Source organism: Mucilaginibacter sp. Bleaf8 (assembly GCF_018390515.1).
Classification (GTDB): Bacteria; Bacteroidota; Bacteroidia; order Sphingobacteriales; family Sphingobacteriaceae; genus Mucilaginibacter.
The window spans coordinates 863,798-886,052 of sequence record NZ_JAHBBK010000003.1 but is presented as its reverse complement, the minus strand read 5'-3'; the positions used below and the strand labels follow the sequence as shown (position 1 = coordinate 886,052).

At 43.0% G+C, this 22,255-nt stretch carries 18 protein-coding genes; 9 read left to right on the top strand and 9 right to left on the bottom strand.

Going from position 1 to position 22,255, the window contains the following annotated elements:
• The first annotated feature begins 74 nt into the window (after nucleotides 1-74).
• The 3 genes from trpC to KHS38_RS17360 all read left to right on the top strand — a co-directional run bounded on the left by trpC (nucleotide 75) and on the right by KHS38_RS17360 (nucleotide 3,659).
• Nucleotides 75-860, top strand: a complete 786-nt coding sequence (gene trpC / locus KHS38_RS17370) for an indole-3-glycerol phosphate synthase TrpC (protein ID WP_213489801.1) — start codon at nucleotides 75-77, stop codon at nucleotides 858-860.
• Nucleotides 861-1,513: 653 nt separating this feature from the next.
• A complete protein-coding gene (gene hflX, locus KHS38_RS17365; RefSeq protein WP_213489800.1) occupies nucleotides 1,514-2,698 on the top strand; it encodes a GTPase HflX in 1,185 nt (394 codons plus the stop codon).
• Between the two features lie 214 nt (nucleotides 2,699-2,912).
• Nucleotides 2,913-3,659, top strand: coding sequence for a class I SAM-dependent methyltransferase (locus KHS38_RS17360; protein ID WP_213489799.1), 747 nt, complete (start codon nucleotides 2,913-2,915; stop codon nucleotides 3,657-3,659).
• Between the two features lie 449 nt (nucleotides 3,660-4,108).
• Here KHS38_RS17360 and KHS38_RS17355 read toward each other — a convergent pair whose 3' ends face one another.
• Genes KHS38_RS17355 through KHS38_RS17345 form a run of 3 tightly spaced genes read right to left on the bottom strand, consistent with a single transcriptional unit; the run spans nucleotide 4,109 to nucleotide 6,893 of the window.
• A complete protein-coding gene (locus KHS38_RS17355) occupies nucleotides 4,109-5,026 on the bottom strand; it encodes a glycosyltransferase (RefSeq protein WP_213489798.1) in 918 nt (305 codons plus the stop codon).
• 14 nt (nucleotides 5,027-5,040) lie between these two features.
• Complete coding sequence (locus KHS38_RS17350; protein WP_249665448.1) at nucleotides 5,041-5,820, bottom strand: class I SAM-dependent methyltransferase; 780 nt, start codon at nucleotides 5,818-5,820, stop codon at nucleotides 5,041-5,043.
• A 56-nt stretch (nucleotides 5,821-5,876) separates the two neighbouring features.
• On the bottom strand, nucleotides 5,877-6,893 hold the full coding sequence (locus tag KHS38_RS17345) for a glycosyltransferase family 2 protein (RefSeq protein ID WP_213489797.1): 1,017 nt from the start codon (nucleotides 6,891-6,893) through the stop codon (nucleotides 5,877-5,879).
• A 57-nt stretch (nucleotides 6,894-6,950) separates the two neighbouring features.
• Between KHS38_RS17345 and KHS38_RS17340 the strand changes: the two genes are divergently transcribed.
• Nucleotides 6,951-8,441 (top strand): lipopolysaccharide biosynthesis protein, encoded by a 1,491-nt coding sequence (locus tag KHS38_RS17340; protein ID WP_213489796.1) that lies wholly within the window; start codon nucleotides 6,951-6,953, stop codon nucleotides 8,439-8,441.
• Between the two features lie 58 nt (nucleotides 8,442-8,499).
• On the opposite strand, the gene KHS38_RS17335 is transcribed toward KHS38_RS17340, so the two are convergent.
• The 3 genes from KHS38_RS17335 to typA all read right to left on the bottom strand — a co-directional run bounded on the left by KHS38_RS17335 (nucleotide 8,500) and on the right by typA (nucleotide 12,963).
• Complete coding sequence (locus tag KHS38_RS17335; protein ID WP_213489795.1) at nucleotides 8,500-9,519, bottom strand: LamG domain-containing protein; 1,020 nt, start codon at nucleotides 9,517-9,519, stop codon at nucleotides 8,500-8,502.
• A gap of 345 nt (nucleotides 9,520-9,864) precedes the next feature.
• A complete protein-coding gene (locus KHS38_RS17330) occupies nucleotides 9,865-10,794 on the bottom strand; it encodes a glycosyltransferase (protein ID WP_213489794.1) in 930 nt (309 codons plus the stop codon).
• A gap of 354 nt (nucleotides 10,795-11,148) precedes the next feature.
• Nucleotides 11,149-12,963 (bottom strand): translational GTPase TypA, encoded by a 1,815-nt coding sequence (typA, locus tag KHS38_RS17325; protein WP_213489793.1) that lies wholly within the window; start codon nucleotides 12,961-12,963, stop codon nucleotides 11,149-11,151.
• A 263-nt stretch (nucleotides 12,964-13,226) separates the two neighbouring features.
• On the opposite strand from typA, the gene KHS38_RS17320 reads away from it, so the two are divergent.
• The 4 genes from KHS38_RS17320 to KHS38_RS17305 all read left to right on the top strand — a co-directional run bounded on the left by KHS38_RS17320 (nucleotide 13,227) and on the right by KHS38_RS17305 (nucleotide 18,740).
• Nucleotides 13,227-14,432, top strand: coding sequence for an ATP-grasp domain-containing protein (locus KHS38_RS17320; RefSeq protein ID WP_249665447.1), 1,206 nt, complete (start codon nucleotides 13,227-13,229; stop codon nucleotides 14,430-14,432).
• A 188-nt stretch (nucleotides 14,433-14,620) separates the two neighbouring features.
• The gene (locus tag KHS38_RS17315) at nucleotides 14,621-14,782 is read left to right on the top strand and encodes a FeoB-associated Cys-rich membrane protein (protein ID WP_213489792.1); all 162 of its coding nucleotides are present in this window, start codon (nucleotides 14,621-14,623) and stop codon (nucleotides 14,780-14,782) included.
• A gap of 75 nt (nucleotides 14,783-14,857) precedes the next feature.
• Entirely contained in the window at nucleotides 14,858-18,229 is a 3,372-nt protein-coding gene (locus KHS38_RS17310) for a trifunctional glycoside hydrolase family 18/polysaccharide deacetylase/glycosyltransferase family 2 protein (protein WP_213489791.1), read from the top strand.
• Between the two features lie 106 nt (nucleotides 18,230-18,335).
• The gene (locus tag KHS38_RS17305) at nucleotides 18,336-18,740 is read left to right on the top strand and encodes a hypothetical protein (RefSeq protein WP_213489790.1); all 405 of its coding nucleotides are present in this window, start codon (nucleotides 18,336-18,338) and stop codon (nucleotides 18,738-18,740) included.
• A 121-nt stretch (nucleotides 18,741-18,861) separates the two neighbouring features.
• Here KHS38_RS17305 and KHS38_RS17300 read toward each other — a convergent pair whose 3' ends face one another.
• Together KHS38_RS17300 and KHS38_RS17295 are read right to left on the bottom strand one after the other, a co-directional pair.
• On the bottom strand, nucleotides 18,862-19,434 hold the full coding sequence (locus KHS38_RS17300; RefSeq protein WP_213489789.1) for a pentapeptide repeat-containing protein: 573 nt from the start codon (nucleotides 19,432-19,434) through the stop codon (nucleotides 18,862-18,864).
• Between the two features lie 112 nt (nucleotides 19,435-19,546).
• Complete coding sequence (locus tag KHS38_RS17295) at nucleotides 19,547-21,115, bottom strand: M28 family metallopeptidase (RefSeq protein ID WP_213489788.1); 1,569 nt, start codon at nucleotides 21,113-21,115, stop codon at nucleotides 19,547-19,549.
• Nucleotides 21,116-21,338: 223 nt separating this feature from the next.
• Between KHS38_RS17295 and KHS38_RS17290 the strand changes: the two genes are divergently transcribed.
• Entirely contained in the window at nucleotides 21,339-21,560 is a 222-nt protein-coding gene (locus tag KHS38_RS17290) for a VOC family protein (protein WP_213489787.1), read from the top strand.
• Here KHS38_RS17290 and KHS38_RS17285 read toward each other — a convergent pair.
• Nucleotides 21,557-22,249 (bottom strand): response regulator transcription factor, encoded by a 693-nt coding sequence (locus tag KHS38_RS17285; protein ID WP_213489786.1) that lies wholly within the window; start codon nucleotides 22,247-22,249, stop codon nucleotides 21,557-21,559. The two genes, KHS38_RS17290 and KHS38_RS17285, sit on opposite strands and share 4 nt — an antisense overlap.
• Nucleotides 22,250-22,255: the final 6 nt, after the last annotated feature.

Genomic DNA, 22,255 nt, shown 5'->3' with positions numbered 1-22,255 from the left:
AAAATCAGCTGATTGTACGTTAATTATATAACACAAAAACACACAACTTTCTCTTTACCGGAAAGGGAGGCTTTATGACTATTTTAGATCAGATTGTACAAAAGAAAAAGAAAGAGGTAGCAGCATCCAAAATTGTTACCCCCTATATACACCTCGAGGAGCGCGAGATGTTTACGCGCGAGCCGTTATCTTTAAAGGATTTTTTACTGGATCCGGCACGCACGGGCATCATTGCGGAATTTAAGCGCAAGTCGCCTTCCAAAGGTATCATTAACGACCAGGTAAAGGTACAGGATGTAACGCAGGCTTACGCCGCAGCCGGTGCATCGGCCATTTCAGTACTTACCGACCGCCACTTTTTTATGGGTGCCAAGCACGATTTATTAGCCGCCCGTAAAGTGAACGACATACCGCTGCTGCGCAAAGATTTCATGATAGACGAGTACCAGATTGTAGAAGCTAAAACCCTAGGTGCCGATATTATTTTGCTGATTGCGGCCATTCTTACTCCCGAGCAGATAAAAAGTTTTGCTGCACTGGCCAAAGGTATTGGCCTGAGCGTATTGCTGGAGGTACACAACCTGGAAGAACTGCAACGCAGCATTGATGACAACGTAGATGCCATTGGTGTTAATAACCGTAATTTGGCCGATTTTACCGTTTCGGTTGAAACCTCGTTCCAGCTGGCCGAGCATATACCAGATGGCTTTATGAAGGTATCTGAAAGCGCAATCAGCAACCCCGATACTATTAAGCAATTGAAACAGGCCGGTTTCAACGGCTTTTTAATTGGCGAAAACTTTATGCGGCAGGCTGATCCGGGATTGGCGATGGAGGAGTTTGTGCGGGATTTGAGGTAAAATGTGTGCTGCTGCTGCTATACATTGTTTATGCAGCTAACTCCCAACAGCGGTTGTGTACTTACATCGTCCGCTCATTGCCGCGGAGGCTACTTACTTTGTCATTGCCACAAAGTAAGCAAAAGTCTATCTTTCGCAATCCCTGCCAACGCTGCAAGGCCAGCTCCCGGCCGGGTGCGAAAGAGGGCCCGCGCTTGTTTTTTTTTGAAAAGTTCTATGTTTAAAAACTCTTGTCATTGCGAGCGTTAGCGTGGCAATCTCTTAGCAGGCGACCTATTGCACGCAACCAAATAGCTGTGCCACTTTCCGTCAATTTTAATAACGCTTTTAACTTCTAAATACCTATTGCTTCTCAAACTTCGCTAGACGGACTGCGTTAAGGATTGTAGCGGATACCGGCCCGTTGGCTAAGGCCTGCAGGCGTATGAGCGGAAAGCCTGACCCATTTCGGGAATGCCCTTGATAGAAGCAAGATAGAATTAAGAGTCAAAAAGGAGGTATCAAATAAGCACTTACTAACAACCTTTAACTTAATTGCCTCATCCATTTAAAATCCGATAACGCCCCACTGCTATATTGGCACAACCATTGGCTATACCCGACATTTCAGCGGGATTTAGTAAATTGGCACTTACATTGTTATATTACTGTTAATGAGACAAAAATTTTATGATACTGCAATAAAGCAGGAAACCGCTGTTTTGGTAGGTATCATTACACCTAATGAAACCGAAGAACAGGAGAGAGAATATTTAGAAGAGCTGGAGTTTCTGGTGGACACTGCAGGTGGTAAAACGGTAAAGACCTTTACCCAAAAGATGCAGCGACCAGACCGGGCTACTTTTGTGGGTTCTGGTAAACTGGAAGAAATACAGGCTTATGTAAAGGCTGAAGAAATAGATATGGTGGTGTTCGATGATGAACTATCGCCTTCGCAACTGCGTAACATTGAGAACGAACTACAGGTAAAGATACTGGACCGCAGTAACCTGATACTGGATATTTTTGCCAACCGTGCACAAACCGCACAGGCAAAAACCCAGGTTGAGCTGGCCCAGCTACAGTACCTGCTACCCCGCCTTACCCGCTTGTGGACTCACTTGGAGCGACAAAAAGGTGGTATTGGTATGCGCGGTCCGGGTGAGTCGCAGATTGAGACTGACCGCCGTTTGATTTTGAACAAGATATCGTTGTTGAAAGACAAGCTGAAGGATATTGACCGCCAGAATGAAACACAACGCAAAAACCGCCACCAGCTGGTGCGTGTGGCTTTGGTAGGTTATACCAACGTGGGTAAGTCAACCATCCTGAACATGCTGTCCAAGTCGGATGTATTTGCGGAGAATAAGCTGTTTGCAACGCTGGATACCACCGTACGCAAGGTGGTGATTGATAACCTGCCGTTCTTGTTATCAGATACGGTAGGCTTTATCCGCAAGCTACCTCACCATTTGGTGGAGTGCTTTAAATCTACCCTGGATGAGGTTCGCGAAGCCGACATTTTGGTACACGTGGTTGACGTATCGCACCCAAGTTTTGAAGACCAAATCAAAACCGTAAATGAAACCCTGAAAGATCTGGGCGCTATTGATAAACCGGTGATTACCGTATTTAACAAAGTGGATGCTTACCAACCTGTGCAAACGCACCCTGATGATCCGGCTACACCGCTGACCATCGAGGAGTTTGAACGCAGTTGGATGGCCTCAAACAATAGTCCGGCGATCTTTATTTCGGCCCTAAAAAAAGAGAATGTAGATGAGTTCAGGAAACTGTTGTATGACAAAATTATTGCCATACATACTGAGCGTTATCCGTACGATCAGTTACTGTACTGATAACTTTAATAGAATTACTTCAAGCCATGTATTTTACATGGCTTTTTTTATTTACCGCAAACTGTCATCTAAGGAGTGTTAACGACGAAGCAATCACATTTATTAGCTTATCATGTAACGGGGTTGCTTCGCTATCGCTCGCAATGACAGAGCAGCAGTAAGCCTGCATATTTTTCACTTACTTGTGGGTAAAAGTCTTTTCTTTGCAATTGAAATGAGCAACGAACTCACCGACCGTAAATTCTGGGCCAATTACTGGGAATCGAAGAAAGACCTCGCCTTCAATGTACCTGCCAATTATACTTTTTACCAATTGCTTAAAAAGCTGATTGGCAGCAAACCTATACAATCGGCTATTGAACTGGGCGGGTTTCCGGGTTATTATGCCATCTTCCTGAAAAAGTATTTTGGGCTGGATACTACCTTGTTCGACTTTTATGTACATCAGCCTATCTTAAAAGAGGTATTAGCAGCTAATGCGCTTACTACCCAGGATGTGCAGGTGATTGAAGGCGACTTGTTCAACTACCAGCCGCAGCAGCAGTATGACCTGGTACTTTCATGCGGATTAATTGAACATTTCAACGATACCAAAGATGTGATTGACCGCCACCTGCAGTTTTTAAAGCCCGGCGGTACGCTATTCATCACCCTGCCTAATTTTACCGGCGTTAACGGCTGGGTGCAGCGCAGTTACGATATGGATAATTATAATAAGCACAATATCAACAGCATGAACCCTACCCTGCTGGCGCAATATTGCCGCGAGTTGGGCTTAAAAGATGTTGAAGCGTATTATTATGGTCATTTCTCTATCTGGCTCGAAAACCGTGATCAGCAAAGCGCTGTTACCAAAGCTTTTTTGAAACTATTATGGTTATCGGGCAAGGTTGCTACTAAAGTTGTTCCGGTTGAAAGCAAGGCTTTATCACCTTATATTGTGGTAAAGGCAGTGAAGTAATTGGTTTATACTTCATGCTGTTAAATTTGCGTTCTGCACTATAAACTTATTGTAGTTCTATTTACCTACTTTGTCCGCTCATTGCCGCGGAGGCTATTCTTTTGCCATAGCCACAAAAGAAACAAAAGGGCCTATCTGTTGCGATCACCTGTCAGCCCGCAATGCCAACACTGGCCCGGGCGCAACAGTAGCCCCACGCTTTTTAAGCCAATAAACTTATATCATTGAAGAATATTTAACGTTTCCGGTTACTACTGCCTTGAACTTACGCAGAGGCAGAACATAAGGAAAGTTTAGCCGGGAGCTTTTTCTTTGGTTACTTTCTTTTTTGCGGTAAAAAGGAAAGTATTATCCATAGGCTGTGGTCAAATCTCAACCTTATCCTCATGAAAAACAACAGTATGTTTTAAATTAGGCCGTCATACAAGACTAGGAGTAAATTAACAGCCTTAACCCTTCTGCCAATACTTCGTTTTGATCTTCACGATAAATCTAACACCCCTTTGCCACAAGGTACCTTTACGGTTTTTTAAGAACTGCCTGATAGCCTGGTAAGCAGGTGCGTTTTCTTCAATCAATGCGGGGTATTCCTTTATGGGTTGCTGGGCTAGGCGCACCGTATAAATATCTTCTTTGTTGGAGTGTACGCCGGTACCATCATGGCCGATGTTTTGAATAAAGGATTGGGAAGGATTAAGCGTTAACCCACCGCGTAAAAAGATAGATGCGTACCAGCGTATTGCCCATGAGTTATTTTTACCGGCCTTAAACTCCAGCATTTGCTTCCAAAAGTTCATGGTGCCCTCAATTGAAAACTGGTGGATCCTACTGGTATCAAACTGCTGCATCAGCTTATCTACATCAGGCTCAAAGTATTGCCATGCGCGCCCCCAGGTAGCCCAACCCCAGCTGGTGGCCGCCCGGTAAAAAAACGTATGCGGCAAACCCGGTGTTTTCAGGTTGTACATGTAGGCACCAATGTGCATCACTTTGTCCTCATTAGCATAACGCGCCAAAGCCTCGTTAAAATACTCCAACGTATAAGGTGAGGCCAGCAAATCATCTTCAAAAACGATTATCTTACCATACTCATTTACCAACTGGGTAACACCGTTGATAATGGAATTTGCCAGGCCAACGTTTTGTTCCCGGTTAATGAGTTTTACAGATTTGAAACCGGTTACTTCCTGAGCAAGCTGGCGCACTTCTTCCACTTTGGCCTTATCGGATTCTGTTTTGGCACCATCCGAAAAGATGTAAAGGCGCGACTCTTCGGCTAATATATTTTTTTGAAGATAACTAAGCGTACGCCGGGTATGATCGGGACGATTGTAAACAAATAATGCTATTGGAGCCAGGTTTTGCATCGGGTGTAAAGGTATTAGAAAATCCTGGTTTGTTCGGTCGCCTTACTGCATAGCACAGTATAGGCATTAGCCAGTTGCTCCTGCTTCTTTTTACCCAGCCAGTTGCCAAGGCTTTTCTTTACAGAAAATTCGGCTGCTATTTTCAGGTCAGTGAAAAAGCTTTTAGGCTTCTTCATGTTTATATAGTTGTTAAACCGGGTTACCTCGGGGGCAATCATCGAAGTCAGATCATTAACAATTTCAAAACCCTCAGTACGCAGTAAATATCGCAGCGAAGTTGGTGTATAAACATTGATATGCCCATACGCTAAAAAATGGCTGATTCGCTTATCCACCTCGGGCTTATAATCGCGCGGCACCTCAATAACATACATTTTGGCAACCCGTTTTAGCTCACGCAGCAAAAGGCGCTCATGCTCCACGTGTTCCAGCACGTGCGACAGGATGATTAAATCTACGCTGTCATCTGCAAAAGGCAAATGGTAACCATCAAACACCTGTACCGATTTCAGATTGGCAATGTTGCGCGATTGGATATACTGCACACCGCTTTCCGAAATCTCGACTGCATGATATTCCGGCGCAAAGTTCTGTTCGGACAGCAGTTTTAATATACTGCCATCACCTGCACCAACCTCAAGCACCTTGTTAAAGCTATGGCCTTTACACACAGCAATAATATGTTCTGCTTTGTACTTGGCACCTAACATACGCCAGGCTTCGTCATGCTCTTTGTAAAAGCTGTCGTAAGCGCTTTTTAATTCTTTACTGATGATATTGTTATTTTCAGGCATACCCTTACAGTGCTAATGGTTTGATTTTACTCAGTAAATGCTAATAAGATATCCAGCTAAAACTTTTGCGCATCGGCTTTACCTAAGTTTCCGTGTAACCCATCATATACGGCTACGGCCAACTTTTTGTATTCCTTTTGCTGCGCGTTAATGATACTAATTAATTTGAGCCAATTCATTAAAAGAAACTTATTTAAGTAAAAAACCAGCCTATTTTTAGTGGCTACTTTATTATAAAAGTAAATACGGTTGCGCACATGATAATAAGTACGGAACGACCACTGATCGAGCAGTACAGAAGCAAATAAACCTTTGGGCTTGTACCCTACACCCTGTGATTTATCTACATCTGCTACCTCACACGCAGGCACTAGCCAAATTTTGCCCCCCGCTGCCGTAACACGGTAAGAGTATTCAGAATCGTCCACATACAAATAAAACCGTTCATCGGGATAACCTATTTTATCTACTACGGTTTTAGGTAGAAGCAAACCACCATAAGGCACATACGGCAATTGAGCGTACTTTTGGTGAGGCCGGCTTGCGGCAACGCGCTTATCACGCCATTTTTGCAGCTGGTTATAAGGAATCCGAAATAAATTGAATCCCAAAAAATTATCCGGAACCAGATAATAACGGTCCGGGTTTTCACCCTGAGCTACTTTGATATGGGCTTTTCGGTCGGTACGGAGGCAATACAGGGCTGTCAGTTCATTTAAGCCCTCCAGCTCGGCAAATGCATTCAACAATACCGGTAAGCTATTCTCATCAGGAACGTTATCATCATCCAGCCAAAAATAAAAATCGGCATCCGTGTGCTGATGAGCGTAAGCCAGTGCCGCCTTGTAACCGCCGGCCGAACCTAAATTATCTTCAAAATCAAGTACCTTTAAACGATTATCTCCCAGCGCTTTTACTTTATCGCTTACGCTATAGGTGGATGCGTTATTTACGATAATTACATCACTTACCTGCTCAAAACCAATTACCCGTTCAATAACCTGATGTAAAAATTTCCACCTATCACCATAAGTTACTGTGAGTACACTGATTTTATGTTTTATGTTTGCCATAAATTTGGTCAAAAATATTACTTTATATTATAATCCGATTTACAGCAACATTTTTAAATGGGCGTTATTCAGCAGCAAACCATTAAAAGCTCTATATACTCTTACTTAGGTACTTTTATAGCTTTTATTTCTATTTATCTTATTCAACCACATGCGCTTACTACAGAGCAGGTAGGTTTAGTTAACCTGTTACCCAGTTATGCACTGCTGTTTGCCCAGTTTGCTATGCTGGGTTTTAATGGCACCACACGGTACTTTCCCTACTTCAGAGACGAAAAGTCGCAAAACCATGGCTATCTGTTTTTATCGTGTATGGTTGCCGTGGCCGGCACAATATTGTTCCTTGCAGGAGCATTTATCTTCAAAGACGAAATCATCAGCCAGAAATCGCAAAAATCAAATTTATTTAACTCTTTTTACTGGTATTTGGTGCCGCTTACCGTATTTACTTTATTTTTTAATGTATTCAATTTGTATGCGCGCATGCTATACAATATAACAACGGGCACCTTTTTAAATGAATTCATTAAGCGCGCACTCATCCTTTTGCCGCTGGCACTGGTCTATTTTAAGATCATTGACTTTAAATTTTTTATGGTGATATGGTTGGCAGCCAATTGCTTGCCAACTCTGATGCTGATGCAGAACCTGATACGCAACAAGCAGTTTCCGCTTAAGCCCGACTTTAAGTTTTTGGACAAGGATCTGTTACGTAAACTGATTAGCATTTGCTTATTTGCTATTTTGACCGGCTACGCCCCACTTATACTACAAAATCTGGATTCTTATTTTATTAATAAAAAATACGGCTTAGACAGTACCGGCGTGTACAACCTGGCCTTTAATCTTGCCAGCATCATTACTGTACCTACACGGGCACTATATGGCATTGCTTTTACGATTGTGGCCGATGCTTGGAAAAATAATGACTTACCGCAAATCCGACAGCTTTATGAGAAGAGCTGTATCAACCAACTCATCAGCTCTATCTTTCTTTTTATACTCATCTGGGCCAATATTGATTTTGCTTTCAGCCTGCTTCCGCCTGCATACGGTTCAGGTAAGTATGTAATCCTTTTTATCGGGCTGGGATATATAGTAGATTCAGCAACCGGCATCAACTCCATTATTATCGGTACATCAAAGTACTTTAAATACGACTCGTTCTTTTACGTATTTCTTATTGGCATCACTATCCTGTTCAACCTTTTACTCATACCACGTTACGGGCTTACAGGAGCCGCAATGGCATATGCAGCCGCCATTATAATCTTTAATTTGTGCCGGTATATGTTTATCCTGTTTGTATTCAAAATGCAGCCGTTTACACTTAAAATTCCGGCAACATTAATTTTTATAATTTTGATATACTATGCAAGTATATGGCTGTTTCCATTAAACGGCAACTTACTTTGGACAGCAATCTCTCGTAGCACTTTTATAGCTGCATCATTTGGTGCAGCCGTTTACTTCCTTGATCTATCGGAAGATATTAACAACGTTATCAACAAGTATTTGTACAAAGCAGGCATCAAAAAGCACCATTAATAAAAGGGCTGCTTTACGTGATAAAGCAGCCCTTTTGATAATGTTATATTCGTTTATGTTACTGTTTTTCTACAGCTTGAAATAACCGCTGAATTTCAGTTGGGTTACAAGCCCGGTTATATATGCGAATATCATCCATAATACCTTTATAGAAATAGCCATTGGTATTAACGCTTGGATTATCACGCCCGATATAGAGTCCGGTGGTAATAGCCGCATTAGGCGATAAAACATTATTAGTTACGTTATCCAAAACACCGTCAACGTACATGCTTAACCTTTGTGTACTTACATTGTAAACTGCTGTAACCATATGCCAACCGTTAAGAGTAATCTCTTTAGAGCCATATGCATTATTACTACCGCCACCAGGACCAAAAAAGCCTACAGCAAATGGATTTGACGCATAACCTGTTATACTCCAGGTCCAGCCGTTATCAACACCGGTAAGGTGTTTATTCAGAATCATGGAACCATAAGAATTGTTGTGAGTATCCATCTTAATCCAGGCATTCAGCGTAAAGTTGGTATTGTTTAAGCGTAGCGCCTGGTTATCAGCAACCGAAAGGTAGCTGTTATATCCATTAAAAGAAAAAGCATGATTGGCCTTACCAAAACGGTCGGCAACTGTGCTTATGTTATAAAGAGTCACTTTATTTTTATTCCCGGATGCATCGCGGTTATTACCGTTAAATTTCCAGTAGGCAATCAAACCTTTATCCAAGGCGTCTATTACTTTCACTACACAACTAACTGATACTGTATTAGCCGTATTTTTCACAGTCACAGTAGTTAAGCCCTCTTTTTTTGCAGTTGCTTTACCTTTATTGATAGATACTACAGAGGTGTCAGACACCGACCAGACAAGTAGAGTTGTATCATAGTTAGATGGCGTGATCTTGTAATCTATATCTACTACATCACCAGCATACATAGTTAAAGTATCTTTACCTAAAACAATCTTGCTGATATCTTCGGGCAGGGTGCCATCTTTTTGGCATGAACTGAATCCTAAGGTGAATAACAAGGCCACACCAATAGCCTGAATAAGCTTTGCTTTTGAAATTGATTTTATCATTGAGTTTAGATTATGAAAAGAAAAGAACAGCTTATAAAGCTGTAATGTGAGGTTTCACTTTGCCTACTTTGTTAACGCGGCTAAGGTATGTTATGATGATAACTTTAGAATACATGTAATAAGTTCAGGCATTTTATATGCTTATATTGTATAGGTTGGCTTAAAGCGCTGCTAAGGTAAAGTAAAAGCCTCGCATGACAAGGCTTTTACTTTATTTTAATCCGTTTCAAAGTTTAGTATTATATTCACCTTAGCTAAGCTATTAATTTAAAATCGAGCACTTTAGCTTAGGTACACAAACTTTCCATATATCTGTTAGCGCTAAAACTGTAGTTATAGGCTACGTTAAATAGCAGCATCAGTTAAAAGTACCGGGGCGTTATGAGTTACAACCAAATCCTGCACCAGTTTGGGTGTATATCCAAGTTTACCTCTATGGCCCAAATAATAACAAATAGCTCCTTTTAACATATATTGCAGTTTCACTGCTTTTTGTTTCTCATACAAAACAACATACTTTAAATCCATCTTCAGACTTTTGATAACTTGTCTGCAAAAATCAGGATAAACACTCCGGTATTTGGCAAGAATGATAAGCTTATTGCGGGTGATATAAAAACGCCTTAATTTATTATAATTTAACGTTACTACAGTCTTGCCCGAGGGTGACCTATGGTAGGACGGATTTCCCAGATGATGCCCCAACGAAACGCTATTGAGCCGCAAAACTTTTAATTTATGCAAGTTTAGCCGTAAACAATAATCCCAGTCAAGAGCATCTATAAAGTAATCCTCATCAAACCCACCGATCAGTTTATATGCCGCTAAACTGACTAAGTTACCTGATGTCATAGTGGTCAGCACCTCATCTATCTGCGTTTGCGGACGCACCGAAATAGCGGTTTCATGAAAAGGAGACACTAATCCTACCTGGCTGCTATCCTGTAACACAGCAAAATCAATTAGCTTAAACGCAGCTTCAGGCATAAACTTACTGTCTTGGTCCATGGTAAGTAACCAGTGGGCACCATTCCCAATGGCCAATGCAGCAGCATGGTTTAGTGCCCATGCTACACCTGGGTTTTTAATGTTTCTTATATAAATGTACTTACCGGTCTCTCGAAGTTGTTGTAAAAACACCTCATCAGGGTGCTCAGAGTTATCAATTATATAAAGGGTATCTAATTGATTGATATAAGATTTGATATTGTCAATAGCTGACAGTTCGGGATTGTACAGCACAACAACACCTTCAACTCGTATATTATGAATCATAAAAATCAAGCTTAAAAACAGTGTGAGAATCAGCAAAATGGCCTATACGGGGTATTTGCTATAAAAACAAGATACAATGGGCTACCTCTTAAGAATTATTTGTTTCTAAAGGCAACATGGAAAAATGTGACTGCTTGACGGATGAGAGAAGGATTGTAAGTACGACAGATTGGACGTGTAATTGCATACCAATTGCATTAATTGTGTTGATAATAAGGATTAGTTGCGCTAATATACCCTTTTTAACAAGACATCTGCTGTATAAGCAATAAATAATCTGAAACTGAGCAAAAAAATGATGGGCACAAAAAAAGCGGGTTTAAAAAGCCCGCTTTTCAATTAGTATAGTGAAAATTACGCTTGTGCGAATTTTTTAGCGTTAATTTTTCTTTCGTTCTCGTTCAGGTATATTTTACGGATACGGATACTTTGTGGGGTAACCTCAATGTACTCATCAGCCTGGATATACTCCATTGATTCTTCTAACGAGAATTTGATAGCTGGTGCAATACGCACGTTGGTATCACTACCTGATGCACGCATGTTGGTTAACTGCTTGCCTTTAGTTAAGTTGATCACCAAATCGTTATCACGAATGTGTTCGCCTAAAACCTGACCTTCGTAAATATCTACACCAGGCTCGATGAAGAAACGACCGCGGTCCTGTAATTTATCGATAGCAAAAGCGGTAGTTTTACCAGTATCCATAGATACCAATACACCGTTTGAACGACCAGGGATCTGACCTTTCCAAGGCTCGTAAGCTTTAAAGCGGTGTGCCATAATAGCCTCGCCGCCGGTAGCGGTTAATACGTTGTTACGTAAACCGATAATACCACGTGCCGGAATTTCAAACTCTAAGTGTTGCAAATCGCCTTTAGGTTCCATTACCAGCAGGTCGCCTTTACGTTGGGTTACCAGCTCAATTACCTTACCAGCAACATCACCAGGTACGTCTACTGTTAATACTTCGACCGGCTCACATTTAACACCATCAATTTCTTTGATGATAACCTGTGGCTGACCAACCTGCAACTCGTAACCTTCACGACGCATGGTTTCGATCAGTACAGATAAGTGAAGGATACCACGGCCATATACTAAGTAAGCATCCGGAGATTCGGTTTCAACTACTTTCAGAGCCAGGTTTTTTTCCATCTCTTTGTACAAACGATCGCGCAGGTGGCGTGATGTTACAAATTTACCTTCTTTACCAAAAAACGGTGAGGTATTGATGGTGAACAGCATGTTCATGGTAGGCTCGTCGATGTGGATAACTTCCAGTTGTTCCGGATTTTCAAAATCAGCGATAGTATCGCCAATATCAAAACCTTCAATACCTACAACTGCGCAAATATCACCCGACTTAACTTCCTGAACTTTAACTTTTCCTAAACCTTCAAAAGTATAAAGCTCTTTTATTCTTGATTTTTGGATTGTACCATCGCGTTTTACTAAAGATACCGGTTGGTTTTCTTTAATAACGCCACGAGCTACACGGCCTACTGCAATACGACCTACGAAAGATGAATAATCTAACGAAGTGATCTGCATTTGCAGCGTACCTTCACTTATAGGTGCCGGCGGGATATTTTCCAGGATAGCATCCATTAAAGGGAAAATATCATCGGTTTTAACCTTATAGTCGGTACTCATCCAGCCTTGTTTCGATGAACCGTAAATTACCGGGAACTCTAATTGCTCTTCGGTAGCATCCAGGTTAAAGAACAATTCAAATATCTGCTCGTACACCTCTTCAGGGCGGCAGTTCTCTTTATCTACTTTATTAACAACCACAATAGGTTTTAAGCCTAAAGCCAAAGCCTTTTGGGTTACGAAACGGGTTTGCGGCATGGCGCCCTCAAAAGCATCGCAAAGCAGCAATACACCGTCGGCCATTTTTAACACACGCTCTACCTCGCCACCAAAGTCGGCGTGACCTGGGGTATCAATGATGTTGATTTTTACATCTTTGTAACGTACTGATACGTTTTTAGATACGATGGTAATACCACGTTCACGTTCCAAATCATTGTTATCCAGAATCAGCTCACCGGTTTCCTGATTATCACGAAAAATGGCGCAGCTATGCAGAATTTTGTCAACCAGTGTAGTTTTACCGTGGTCAACGTGTGCTATAATAGCAATGTTACGAATTTGATTTTGCATGAAATATGCCTCTTGAATTTTGCGCAAAGATACGCTTAATTTATTGCATTTTAAAGCTTTGCAACGATTTTACAATGCATTGAGAATTAATAGTTGCTGATATCAAATTATGTTTAAATTGCGGTTACATTTTAAGCTGCTTCGCATCATATCTGTATAATAGTTACGGCTTGGTCAAACAATCCGTTTGTCTTGTTTTTTATCAATAAAAATTAAACAGATAGCAAACTCCAAAAACCGACCACAAATCCATATCCATTACCATGAAAAAAATAGGTATCTTATTTGGCCAGGACAGTACTTTTCCGCAAGCCATTGTTGATCGTGTTAACGAAAAAGCCGACAAAAACATTACCGCCGAGTTTGTCCGGATAGACAAAGTATTACAGGGCGAACCGCTGGATTACGCCGTTATTATTGACCGCGCTTCACTGGATGTGCCTTTTTATCAGGCAACCCTTAAAAATGCAGCACTGTCAGGAACGGCAGTTATCAATAATCCGTTTTACACCGTAGGCAATGAAAAGTTCTTTAACAATGCCCTGGCCGTTACGTTAGGCATACCGGTGCCTAAAACCGTGCTGTTACCATCAAAAGAACTGCCTGCCGGTACTACCGACCAATCTTTTCAAAACCTGGCCTACCCACTTAACTGGGATGCCATTTTTGAATACGTAGGTTTCCCCGCTTACTTAAAACCGGTTGACGGCAGCAACTGGGACAGCGTTTATCAGATAGCAGATCAGGAAGATCTGTGGAGTAAATTTGAAGGCACCGGCCAGCAGGTAATGATGCTGCAGGAAGCCATTACCTTTGATGAGTACTTCCGTTGCTATTGCATTGGCGGCAAGCATGTGCGTATTATGCAATACAATCAGGGCAACCAGCAACTGGGCCAGCCGGGCACATCGGCAGCAGCTAAAAAACTGTTAAAAACCATTGAAGAGTATACTTTAAAAATAAACCAGTACATAGGTTATGATTTCAACACTGTGGAGTTTGCCGTACGTGATGGCATACCCTATGCCATTGATTTCAGCAACCCGGTAGCCGAGGTTGACGCCGAACTATTGGGCCAGGAAAACTTTGACTGGGTAGTTGATACGCTTGCTACTTACGCTATTGATTGTGCTAAAAAGCAGAAAGACGGTATTGACAATCTTACCTGGGGCGAATACATCAAAGCTGCAGTTGGCAAAACACCGCTGGTAAGCACTCCGGTAAAAGCAAAAGCGCCGGCTGCCAAAGCCGATGTAAGCATTGGTGTAATTGACCACCCGATAAGTGAAGAGGCCCAACCGGAACCAGCAGTTGCCGAAAAACCTAAAAAAGCAAAGGCTGCACCTAAGGCAAAAGCCAAAGCTACGGAGCAACCCGCAGTTGCTGAGCCAGCTGTTGCAGCCCCGGTTGCAGAAGCACAACCAGCCAAGGCCAAAGCTAAAAAGCCAGCCGCCAAGAAAAAAGCATAACCTGCTGCAATAATTCACAAAGCCATGCAACCGGAGGTATGCTGTTAAAGTATACTTCCGGAGCATGGCTTTATGCTTTAAAAATATTTATACACAGCTATATTAACTTGCTTCATATAAAAGTAAAACTGCATAATAACCGGCCGCATTATGCGTATATTATAGCAGTAGTAATGTAATTTTGTGTGATGAATGTACAAACAGCTATTATAATTTTACTTTTTATTGCCGCTGTTTTTTATGTGGGGCGGATGATTTATAAGAGCCTGGTTGCCAAAAAAGGCTGTGGCACCAACTGTAAATGCGGCGTTGATTTTTCGTCGGTAGAGCCGGGTAAAGCCGGCAAATAGGCCTCTGTACTTCCTTCTCTATTATCTTCATAACAAAAGCCGTACTTTTGTAGCCGAAGTTTAAATATCCTGTTAATGGCTGAAAAGCAAATCTTTCAAGCAGATAATCCCAATCGTTGGAATCGTTTTAAATGGCTTAGCCGCTTGTTGTTGTTGGTACTCATTAGCGGTGTGGTAGCTGCTGCTATTACGGTTAGCTCCAAACAATACCCCGCTCTGCCCAATCTTACACCTACGCCTAAAAAACTGACCCAAGATGAGTTGAACCGGCTTAAGCGGTCAACCAAATACAGGTCGTTTACTATACAAAAAGAAGAAATAAAGGCGCTGGAGCGTGCCCGCCGGCAGCACCAGCTTAAGCATCCCAATAATGCCAACCGCATTAGTGCAGGTTTTTACCATGCATGGGAGCCGCAGGCCTACGCTTCGCTGGTTGACCATATAGCCAAGCTGGATATGATTGTAAGCGAAGGCTTTTCTATGACACCTAATCAGGATACGATTACCGTGCGTTTGGACACGGGCCTGGTAAATCTGAATAAAAAGTTCAAAAAGCCGGTCATCGTATCTTTAACCAATTATATCAACTATACGAACACGACAGGCGGGTTTGATAGTAAGGATGTTATCCGTATTATCAATAACAAAAAGCTGCGTACGGCCTTTATTAATAATCTGGCCGATAATCTGCAAAAGTATAGCCTGAAGGGCCTTAACCTGAGCTTTGAGGATATCGGCAGCCGTAATACGCCCAATTATATTGCTTTTCAACAGGAACTTTATCAAACCCTGCATGCCAAGGGCTTCCTGGTGACCCAGAATGTATCGCCGCAGGACGATGAGTTTGACCTGGCACGCCTGCAAAAGGTAAATGACTACCTTTTTGTTATGGCGATAGACCAGCATACCGACGTAACCAATGCCGGAGATATATCGCACCAGCACTGGGTTGAAGAGATACTGGATGATGTATGCGCCAAAGTACCCAGCGAAAAAGTAATATTAGCCGTAGCAGGCGGCGGTTATGACTGGCCCCTGAACAGCGCAGGCCAGGCAATGGGCTATCAGCAGGCGGTGAGTACGGCACAAGAACACCGTAGTGTAATCAAGTTCGATCCGCAATCGGCCAACCTGAGCTATACTTATAAAGGTTCTGACAGCTTGCAGCACACCGTGTACTTTGCCGATGCTGCTACTAATTTTAACATCATCCGCATGGCCGATGACTGGGCTACCGGCGGTGTAGCCCTATGGCGCTTAGGCACCGAAGACCCGCGGCTATGGTCGTTCTTCCAAAAAAACTTATCGATCGACTCGCTGCGCAAAACCGGCGTTGATGTAAAGAAGCTTACCACCGTAGGTTTAAACAACCGTATTGATTACGCCGGCGACGGTGAGGTACTTGATTTGGTGACCACCCCTACCACCGGCCAGATTGATGTTAACCTGGATAACCAAAACTTTACTATCACCAATCAGCGGTATATCAAGCTGCCAACCAAATACGTGATCAGGCGGTATGGCTACGCGCCAGGCAAAGTAGTACTCACGTTTGATGACGGGCCAGACCCGAACTATACGCCCCGTATACTCGATATTCTGAAAAAGGAGAAAGTACCGGCTTCGTTTTTCGTAGTTGGCTCCATGGTCGAAAAAAATATCCCTATCCTGAAACGCATTTACGACGAAGGATATGAAATCGGCAATCACACTTTTTTTCACCCGGATATTTCACAGATCAGCTTGCAACGTGTAAGCCTGGAGCTTAACTCTACCCGTAAGCTGATTGAATCCATCACCGGGCATAGTACGGTACTTTTCCGCGCACCGTTTAACGCCGATGCCGAGCCGCAAACACTGGCCGAAATTATCCCGGTGGCGCAGAGCCGTAAAGAAAACTATATCAACATCGGTGAGTTTATCGATCCGCACGACTGGGAACCGGGTGTAACAGCCGACAGCATCATTGCCCGTACCATTGCACAGCATGATAATGGCTCGATGATACTATTGCACGATGCGGGCGGCGAATCGCGCGAGGAAACGGTAAAAGCACTGCCAGCCATCATCCGTTATTTTAAAAGCCATGGCTACCAGTTTACCACGATAGCCGATGTGCTGAACAAAAAGAAGGCTGACCTGATGCCGCCTGTACATGATGATGCCAACAGTGGTGTTACCGGCAAACTGTATGACTGGTTTACTGTAGGTCTGTTTTACAGCAACTGGTTCTGTTTATACCTGTTCCTGTCGGCCATATTTTTGGCAGTAGGCCGTATTATACTGATTGGCATACTGGCTGTAAGGCAGTTCGCAACGAATAAAAATGCGCCCGACCATATTATTGATAAGACCAAGCTACCACCGGTAAGCATTATTGTACCGGCATATAACGAGGAAATTACGGCTGTAAAAACAATACAAAGCCTTACCCAGCTGGAGTATCCCGAAATGGAGATCATTTTTGTGGACGACGGCTCAAAAGATAAAACTTTTGAAGTGGTAAGCATGGCCTACAGTAACCACCCGGTAGTAAAGGTGTTAACCAAACCCAACGGTGGCAAAGCATCGGCCCTCAATTTTGGTATCAGCCATGCCAGGCACGACTATGTGGTTTGTATTGATGCGGATACCCTATTGAAAAACGATGCCATTTTGCACCTGATGGCTTACTTTACCGACGAGGAGATTGGCGCCGTTGCCGGAACAGTTAAGGTAGGTAACGAAACTAACCTGATTACCCGCTGGCAGTCTATCGAATATATCACCGCGCAAAATATGGACCGCCGTGCATTCGACCTGTTGAATAGCATTACCGTAGTACCGGGTGCTATCGGCGCTTTCCGCAAAGCAGCCATTTTCCGCGCAGGCGGTTTCACTACCGATACGCTGGCTGAGGACTGCGACCTGACCATGCGCATCCTGAAGCACGATTACATTATCCGCAACGCCGGCGAGGCCATTGCTTATACCGAAGCGCCAGAAACCCTGCAGGCTTTACTGAAACAACGCTTTAGATGGAGTTTTGGAGTAATGCAAAGCTTCTGGAAAAACCGCGATGCGCTGTTTAACCGCAAATACAAATTCTTTGGCATGGTGGGTATGCCGAATATTCTGATATTTCAGATCATACTGCCGCTGTTTTCGCCACTGGCCGATTTGATGATGATTGCCGGTTTCTTCAGCGATCATCCGGGCAAAATATTCGGTTACTATGCAGCTTTTATTTTGATCGACTTTGTTGTGGCTATCATTGCTTTCAAGATGGAGCGAGAAAGTCTAAAGAAGCTGATATATATTATCCCGCAACGTTTTGTTTGGCGGCAGCTGATGTACTACATTCTGTTCAAATCTATCCGTAAGGCGCTGAAAGGTGAGCTGAGCGGCTGGGGCGTACTGAAGCGTACAGGTAATGTAAGCGCTAATAAAATGGATACTACAAGTTGAATGGACAAAAGATAACAAGCTGGCTAAAAATCATTAATACTTGCGTTTATTTTTAGCATAAAACTGCTGCGTTGACTTTTTTTGATTCTCACATTATAATGTTAATATGACTACTGATTCTCAACTCGAAATACATTGCCCTAAATGTGGTTCCACACAACTTAGTGCTAATAAAAAGGGGTTTAGTGGCAAAAAAGCTGTAGCTGGTGTTCTCGTAACAGGTGGCATAGGCCTGTTTGCAGGAACAATTGGAAGTAATAAAATTATTATTACCTGCCTTAATTGTGGAAAAGATTTTAAACCAGGAGAAGGCAAAACACTAGATCCAAATCATTCAACAAAGATGGAAGGCGTTACATACGGAACTCCAAAGTTGATTTGGGATCCAGTTCAAAAAAGGCATATCCCTAATCCAGAATATAAGGCTTCTGCTGCCGCCAGTGTTAGTGTGATCATCATTATAGCAGTTGTACTTCTACTCTTATTCCTTTTTTTACGGGCGTCTATTTAAACGTCGGGACGAATATTCCGGAAGAATAAAACAGAGGGATAGTAGGTGCTTAACTTTATAAGTACCCAATGCCTGGCTTGGATCCCATATTCCTGATAACTTTAGGTTTAATAAGACTCTATTATTTAATAATTAGGTTATACTTGGCTAAAAGCCCGGCCAGGCTATCGTGGCTGAACTTAGCCTTATCCATAACGTTATTTTCGGGATCGATAACAATATTGTAAGAGGTAACAAAGTTAGTTCCCTTTAAAATGCTTCGGTTAAAAACAGCCCGGTTAAGGTTACAATGCTCAAACACGGCATTGGTTAAGTCTACCTCTGTAAAATCCACTTCAGACAACGAAGTGTCTGCAAATTTTGCAGCCTTCATCTTTTTGCCGGTAAAGATGCTGTAATCCAACTGGCAGCTTTTAAAACTTACAGAAAAGGAGAAATTAGAAGCGCCACTAAAATTTACGCCTGTAAGTTTACAATCCTTAAAGTTAACGTTTTGTAAACCTGCGCCACCCAGTTTGATGAGCGACAGGTTACAGGTATCGAACGTACAATCGATGAATGTTTTGTTCGATAGATCGGCATAAGAGAAATCGCAACCGATAAACTGGCAGTTATCAAAGCTGCGGTCAAAACCGTCCAGTTCTGCTGGGCTGGCATTTTTAAAGATGATATCTTCGTCTACTTTCCGACTCATATTCAGGCAGCCAAAATAACGATAACATCATTCCCTTGCGACCCCTGTTAATAAAAAAAGGCAAGGCACCTTTAGTACCCTGCCATTTATAAATGTATGTATGTTTTAATAATTAATTGGTACCGGCAGCTTTAGGTGCTTCTTTGCGTGGCAACATCTCGGCACGTTGTGCGGTATGGTATACCAATGATGCCACAATGGTAGCAGCTTGTTTCAGGTCATCGGCCGAAAGACGGTCATAAGTATCCTGGTTGCTGTGGTGGGTGCGGGTGTTGTAATCCATTGGTTCCTGAATAAACTGGAAGCCTGGGATACCCACTGCATCAAACGACAGGTGGTCGGTACCGCCGGTATTGCTGATAGTAGTGGTAGCAGCGCCCAAATCTTTAAACGGCTCCAACCATGCTTTAAAAATAGGATCAACAGCGGCATTACCTTGCAGGTATATACCACGTATTTTACCGGTACCGTTATCCAGATTATAATAAGCAGATACTTTCGCCTGCTCCGGTTTTAATTCTGATGCTGTACCGAAGTGGCTGGCCGCATAACCGCGCGAGCCGAACAGCCCCTGCTCTTCCGAGCTCCAAAGCGCAATACGGATGGTACGTTTTGGTTTAAAGCCAATAGATTTCAAAATACGAACGGCCTCCATCATTACGGCACTGCCAGCAGCATTATCGGTAGCGCCGGTTGCGGCATGCCATGAATCATAATGGCCGCCAATCATCACTACTTGCTCTTTCAGCTTTTTATCGGTACCGGGTATTTCGGCAATTACGTTGTAGCCGTTCATATCATCAGTAAAAAACTGGGTTTTAATGTCGGCTTCCATTTCTACTTTTTGGCCGGCACGCAGCAAGCGCACAATGCGCAAATAATCTTCGCCGCTGGTTTCCAGCTCCGGGGCTACTGCTTTTGCCGTATCTGCATAGGATGCACCATTAGTGGTAAATACGGTACCATCCGTGCCACGGCCCTGGCTCAAAACCAAAGCAGCATTTTCGGTTTTAATAAAATTATTCATGGCAGTGCGCATAGCTATTGCTTTACGGCGTGCAGCCATTTGTGCCGCAAATGCCGGATTACTACCCGGTGCACCGCGACGCTGTCCACCCGGCTGCACCGTAGCAGCAGCCATTTGGGCCAGTTCTTCGTCTGTATAGCGTTTTGAATCGGGCTGCGGGTTGCGCGTCAACTCGGCTTTGGTATCAAAAATCACAATTTTGCCTTGCAGCTTGCCCTTGTATTTATCCAGATCGGTAATCGTGTCGGCTTTTAGCAACACCACCTCACCTTTTATCGGGCCGTTGGTGCCGGGTGTCCAGGCTTTGGGGATAGCGATGATAGCATGGTAGTAAGGTACGGTAATAGCCGCATAATTTTTTTGCACTTCCCAACCTTTGCCAAATTTACCCCAGGGTTCCAATTTAGCATTAGAAACTCCCCAGCTTTTAAGCTGGTTTACGGCCCATTCTTGCGCCCGTTTTAATCCCGGCGAACCGGATAACCGCGGACCGGCTACATCAGTAATATAAAATGCGGTTTGCATTACCTGCGAATGGTTTAAGCCTTCTTCGCGTATCTTTTGCACGGCGGCTTTGTCGACCATCTCCTGTGCCGTGGCCGAAAAGCCAATACCGGCAGCCAATAAAGCAGAAAAAAGTAAAGATTTGTTCATACAGATTGTTTTAGCGTTTACCAAATCTAAAAAATGCCGGCCGTTTATTAGCTTTGTAACTAATAATTTGCACTTAATCTTAAAATCACATGCTTTTATCTGCCATTCCGGTACTGGCTTCTCTAAATGAGAAAGAAACGATAGAATTTTACACCCGAAAAGCAGGCTTTTCCTTTCACTCGAGCTGGGATGGCTATATATACTAAGCCGGGATGGCATATTTTTGCACTTATGGCCCTGTAATGATGCAGAGATACCTAAACAAACAGGATGCTATATCCATACAGACAACGCTGATGACTTATATGCCGAGTATGAGCCGCTCGGTATTGTACATCCAAATGGAAAGTTAGAAGAAAAGCCCTGGGGAATGCGGCAATTTAGTATTGTAGATAACAATGGCAATATTATTCACTTCGGGCAAAATATAAATAAAGCCGGTTAATTAACCAGCAACTTGTAACCGCGTCCGTGCACGTTAATAATTTCAACGCTTGGATCATCTTTCAGATACTTACGCAGCTTGCTTAAAAACACATCCATACTGCGGCCATTGAAATAATTATCATCATTCCAGATATTGAGCAGGGCTTCTTCACGGGTAAGTACCTCATTTTTGTGCAGGCAAAGTAAGCGCAGCAAAGCAGCTTCTTTGGTTGATAACTTTTGCTGAACGCCATCGGCCATAATAGTTTGCTGCGTAAAATCGAAATGATATTTTCCAATCGCGAACTGGGTTGGCTTTTCGGCTTCCTTTTCAGTTGTACCGGCAACACGCTTTAACAGGGCATTAATGCGCAGCAACAATTCTTCAATACGGAACGGCTTGGTAATGTAATCATCACCCCCCAAATTAAAGGCCTGCGTCTTGTCCTCGATCATGCCTTTGGCTGTGGCAAAAATAATGGGCACCTGCTCGTTAAGCTTGCGTACCTCTTTGCCCAGTGTAAAGCCATCTTTTTTGGGCATCATCACATCCAGTATCAACAAATCGAAGCTATCTCTGGTAAACTCGCGCAAACCGGCATCGCCGTCTGTACAAAGCACCACATCAAACTTCCCTTTCAGTTGCAGGTAGTCCTGCAGCAGGGAACCCAGGTTCGGATCGTCTTCTACCAGTAGTATTTTTTTCATGTGATA

What these genes read in the sequence shown, in the direction of transcription:
- trpC (WP_213489801.1), top strand. Translation starts at nt 75, where the DNA reads ATGACTATTTTAGATCAGATTGTACAAAAGAAAAAGAAAGAGGTAGCA.
- hflX (WP_213489800.1), top strand. Translation starts at nt 1,514, where the DNA reads ATGAGACAAAAATTTTATGATACTGCAATAAAGCAGGAAACCGCTGTT.
- KHS38_RS17360 (WP_213489799.1), top strand. Translation starts at nt 2,913, where the DNA reads ATGAGCAACGAACTCACCGACCGTAAATTCTGGGCCAATTACTGGGAA.
- KHS38_RS17355 (WP_213489798.1), bottom strand. Translation starts at nt 5,026, where the DNA reads ATGCAAAACCTGGCTCCAATAGCATTATTTGTTTACAATCGTCCCGAT.
- KHS38_RS17350 (WP_249665448.1), bottom strand. Translation starts at nt 5,820, where the DNA reads ATGCCTGAAAATAACAATATCATCAGTAAAGAATTAAAAAGCGCTTAC.
- KHS38_RS17345 (WP_213489797.1), bottom strand. Translation starts at nt 6,893, where the DNA reads ATGGCAAACATAAAACATAAAATCAGTGTACTCACAGTAACTTATGGT.
- KHS38_RS17340 (WP_213489796.1), top strand. Translation starts at nt 6,951, where the DNA reads ATGGGCGTTATTCAGCAGCAAACCATTAAAAGCTCTATATACTCTTAC.
- KHS38_RS17335 (WP_213489795.1), bottom strand. Translation starts at nt 9,519, where the DNA reads ATGATAAAATCAATTTCAAAAGCAAAGCTTATTCAGGCTATTGGTGTG.
- KHS38_RS17330 (WP_213489794.1), bottom strand. Translation starts at nt 10,794, where the DNA reads ATGATTCATAATATACGAGTTGAAGGTGTTGTTGTGCTGTACAATCCC.
- typA (WP_213489793.1), bottom strand. Translation starts at nt 12,963, where the DNA reads ATGCAAAATCAAATTCGTAACATTGCTATTATAGCACACGTTGACCAC.
- KHS38_RS17320 (WP_249665447.1), top strand. Translation starts at nt 13,227, where the DNA reads ATGAAAAAAATAGGTATCTTATTTGGCCAGGACAGTACTTTTCCGCAA.
- KHS38_RS17315 (WP_213489792.1), top strand. Translation starts at nt 14,621, where the DNA reads ATGAATGTACAAACAGCTATTATAATTTTACTTTTTATTGCCGCTGTT.
- KHS38_RS17310 (WP_213489791.1), top strand. Translation starts at nt 14,858, where the DNA reads ATGGCTGAAAAGCAAATCTTTCAAGCAGATAATCCCAATCGTTGGAAT.
- KHS38_RS17305 (WP_213489790.1), top strand. Translation starts at nt 18,336, where the DNA reads ATGACTACTGATTCTCAACTCGAAATACATTGCCCTAAATGTGGTTCC.
- KHS38_RS17300 (WP_213489789.1), bottom strand. Translation starts at nt 19,434, where the DNA reads ATGAGTCGGAAAGTAGACGAAGATATCATCTTTAAAAATGCCAGCCCA.
- KHS38_RS17295 (WP_213489788.1), bottom strand. Translation starts at nt 21,115, where the DNA reads ATGAACAAATCTTTACTTTTTTCTGCTTTATTGGCTGCCGGTATTGGC.
- KHS38_RS17285 (WP_213489786.1), bottom strand. Translation starts at nt 22,249, where the DNA reads ATGAAAAAAATACTACTGGTAGAAGACGATCCGAACCTGGGTTCCCTG.